General features: G+C 26.3%; 1 pseudogene. It reads right to left on the bottom strand.

Features of this window, described 5'->3' with window-relative positions:
- A pseudogene (locus tag HMPREF0202_RS15295) lies at positions 1–232 on the bottom strand (RNA degradosome polyphosphate kinase); the annotation flags it as partial.

Here is a 232-nt window from a genome sequence, read left to right on the forward strand (position 1 = left end):
TTAAATGTGGAAATGGTCTAAAAGTATCTATTTCCATTGGGATTAGTATTGGAAAAAGGAGTTCGTTATAGTAGTTTTCTATGAATCGTAACTCTTTTCCTTGTAACTCTTCATACGTCTTTATTGAAATTTTAGCATCTATTTTTATTTTATTTATAATTGCAGTATAAAGCTTATATTGCTTCTCAATAACTTTTGTAACCTCTTTTTTTATTATTGTTAACTGCTCTTT

Source organism: Cetobacterium somerae ATCC BAA-474 (assembly GCF_000479045.1).
Lineage (GTDB): Bacteria > Fusobacteriota > Fusobacteriia > Fusobacteriales > Fusobacteriaceae > Cetobacterium_A > Cetobacterium_A somerae.